Origin of the sequence: Kitasatospora sp. NPDC057595, from assembly GCF_042800875.1 — a bacterium.
In the GTDB taxonomy this organism is placed as follows: domain Bacteria; phylum Actinomycetota; class Actinomycetes; order Streptomycetales; family Streptomycetaceae; genus Kitasatospora.
The window spans coordinates 1-3,045 of record NZ_JBHVGL010000058.1; the positions used below are offsets into that span (position 1 = coordinate 1).

Genomic DNA, 3,045 nt, shown 5'->3' on the forward strand with positions numbered 1-3,045 from the left:
CCCATCAACATTTATCTAAGAACTCACTCGTGACTTCCCTCTTACTACGTGTGCAAGAGGGAAGTCACGAGTGAAACGATAAATATTGATGGGCAGAGAGATGTAGGATGGTGGTGGGGTTGGTACAGTAAGTAAGAGGTAGGAGGGGGTGGTGAGGAAGAAGAGAGTAAGATCAAGGTCAAGAGATTAAGGTCAAGTACAAGGTCAAGGTCAAGTACAGGAGGATGGAGAGAGGAGGTTATAAGGTTGTGTGGTGGTGGGCGGGGGTAAGGTGATACGGTGTATTTTGTGTAGAGAATACCAGTTGTTATGAGTTGGGATTTAGTGAGTTGGTGGGTGTAGTGGTGGTAATTTGAAAGTGGTCTTTGACAAAGAGCGGGAAGCGAAAAAACTTTGGTCGAGTAAAAAAGCAGGTAGTATTTTTATAAAATTGAAAAGCTCATTTTATAAAAATCTCCACCTTTGGCTACGCCATTTTTGACTAGACCAATTTTGCGCTAGTTGGCTAAGTCGCCAAGCTGACATACCCAAAACGAAGGAATTTGGATCAGCTTGTGGCTATCTAGTGTATAGCGCAAAAACGCTAAGCGCAGCCGTGCCAGGAATAGTTTTTTTACATGGATTAGGGAGACGCAAAGAGCGTGCGGTTTCGTCCGCACACTACGAGCCAAACCTCCACCCCAAAACAAAGGGTAATGCAAGGTCAAGGGCTTTAAAAAAATACCGTAAACACTAATATAGGAGGTAACTGGATGTATGGGAAAACCCATTGATGAAAAAATGATCGATTTTAAAAAAACTTATTTATCGGGTGAAGTTTTGCCGGAAGTCAGAACGTTTATCGAGTCATTTTCTAAGAGTGAAGATTTGGTTAGGGCTGCATCGAGTTGGTTAGAACATTATTTTCTGGCAACACGAAACTTTCTTGTAGTTGATATGAATGAATATTATGCGGATATTGCTGGAGTATTAGGGATTTTAAGCGATGCAGCGCATAACCTTCCGAGAGCAATAAAAAAACATGATGCTTCTTTATTGAAGCAAGAATTCCAGAGGTATGTAAATGCCTGTTATCTTTGTTCGCAGTTTTTAGAAGAAAATTCGCGGCAAGATGACATTACAAAAAGATTCAAAAACCTCTTAATACCACCGAAAGATGAAATAAGACAAAAAGAAGAACAGAGTCCTGAACAGTGGTTTATAAACGAAATACAGTCTTTACTTCAAGTTGACCTCTCGTCCCTTTATTCCGAAAAATATTGTCAAGGATTTGAGCATGTAACTAGCCATATAAAAGAAATCCTAGAGGAATATGAAAAAATTAAAAAGAAAATGGACAAATTTTAACAAACATTTATCGTTACAAGGGGGATTCTTTTATGAACGATTATGAGGATTATGAGCTCGATCCCGAGCCTGAGAATGAAGAAGTAAAATTTTATGACGATCAGTTTCGGAAATTTAGCGAGTATCCCTTAGCAAATAAGGATGATCTTTCCGTACAAAGAGCAATGGTAATTGTTCATGAATTGGAATCATATGCAGAGGGTGGATCATACAGCTTGTTTGAGGATATTTTCATTGATAAAGAACCCTTTTCATCGCTTTATGCTTGTTTTAAAAAAGACTATGAAAAACAATTCGGTGAACCATTTGACGAGCTTGAGCTGATGTTTTTAGAACCTTTGCAACTGGAGCTGATTGCTGCTTTTGTGAATGGAGTCCTAGAGGCTTCGCAAGTGGAGCCTGACGAGACGACATAGTGGTAATTTTGTGGTGCTAAATTGGTATATATTTTTGAAAATAAGCTTGCTACACTAAAGGAGGTGTAAACATTTTAGAAGTTCGGGGGTCTGTTGAGATGGATTATATTTTAAGCGAAAAGAGGCGAAGAGTGGTTGAAGCTATTGATCGTTTCGGTGTCATCACGAGTGTTCAGCTTGAGCGCTTTCTAAAAGATATGGGAGTCATGACGATTTACCGCGCTCGGGCACAAGGCGAAGAATTGGGCTTTGTAGAAACGAAAGCATTTGGCCGCAGAAAGGTTCTTTGCATCACAAAAAGCGGATCAAAATTTATTGGTCATATCGGTACTGCTGCCGGTCTTAGCTATTCCACTTTGCAGCATGATCTGACAGTGAATGATGTGATTTTTAGTCTCTTAGAGCGATACGCAGCGAAAGGCACTGAATTTGGTTTCAAGACAGAAAGAGAATTGACGCGTGAATTGATTCTTTCGTTAAGTGTGGAGCAAGCTCGCAAGCCCAATGCTTTAAGACACATCGCACAGGAAGTCCCTGACTTTATCCTGGTGAATAGTGAGCGGCGTTTCGCTTTTGAAGTGGAATTGAGCCGGAAAACGAGTGCGAGAATCGAAAAGAAGATGCATCAATATAAAAAGTCCATTGAAAATGGCTTGTATGATCGCGTTTTTTATATCTGTAAGGAGGACGCAATCAAAAATCATATTCATGCGTTTGCTTCATCGGTTGGGGTCAATATTTCTTTTATAATGCTAGATGATCTTTTAACTAATGGGGAGGATTAAATGGATTTAAACTTTTCGAGTGACAAGAATCGGCCGCCAGATAACAATGGCAAGCCGGATTTCACTTCTTTACTTGGATATGGAGCTGTCATAGCTGCGGCTGCGGCTGCAGGTTTGGCGTTTCTTCCTTCGCTTGTTTTAGGATTGCTGATTTTTGGCTTTGTGTACGCACTAAAGCAGGCCTCCAAGTTGAAAATTGTATTTTGGCCGGCGGTTATAGCTTTAGGTTTGATGCTATATTTCGCAGGATGGCAGCAGTTGTTTCAATTCATACCGGTTTCTTTATCTATAGCCGGTATGGGTAGTCGATTAGATTATTTTGAGCAGCTAATAAATAACGGTCAACCGTTCCATCCGAGTTATCAGTCCTATATTGCTGTTGCGGCTCTTTCTCTTATTATTGCGCGGTTAACTCTGGCGGTATATGAGTTTTTCAAAGGAAAGATCGTAAAGCCGAAAGAGGATGTAATCGAAGAATACCGCAGTAGTAAGGACTA

4 protein-coding genes are annotated in these 3,045 nt (G+C 40.4%); all 4 read left to right on the forward strand.

What is annotated here, in order from left to right; translation table 11 throughout:
• Positions 1–756 precede the first annotated feature (756 nt).
• Positions 757–1,347 (forward strand): hypothetical protein, encoded by a 591-nt coding sequence (locus ACFU9E_RS35345; protein WP_104843695.1) that lies wholly within the window; start codon positions 757–759, stop codon positions 1,345–1,347.
• A gap of 32 nt (positions 1,348–1,379) precedes the next feature.
• On the forward strand, positions 1,380–1,763 hold the full coding sequence (locus ACFU9E_RS35350; RefSeq protein WP_375838824.1) for a hypothetical protein: 384 nt from the start codon (positions 1,380–1,382) through the stop codon (positions 1,761–1,763).
• A gap of 131 nt (positions 1,764–1,894) precedes the next feature.
• On the forward strand, positions 1,895–2,548 hold the full coding sequence (locus ACFU9E_RS35355) for a hypothetical protein (RefSeq protein WP_376947947.1): 654 nt from the start codon (positions 1,895–1,897) through the stop codon (positions 2,546–2,548).
• A partial coding sequence (locus ACFU9E_RS35360) for a hypothetical protein (RefSeq protein WP_380715683.1) occupies positions 2,549–3,045 on the forward strand: 497 nt, incomplete at its 3' end.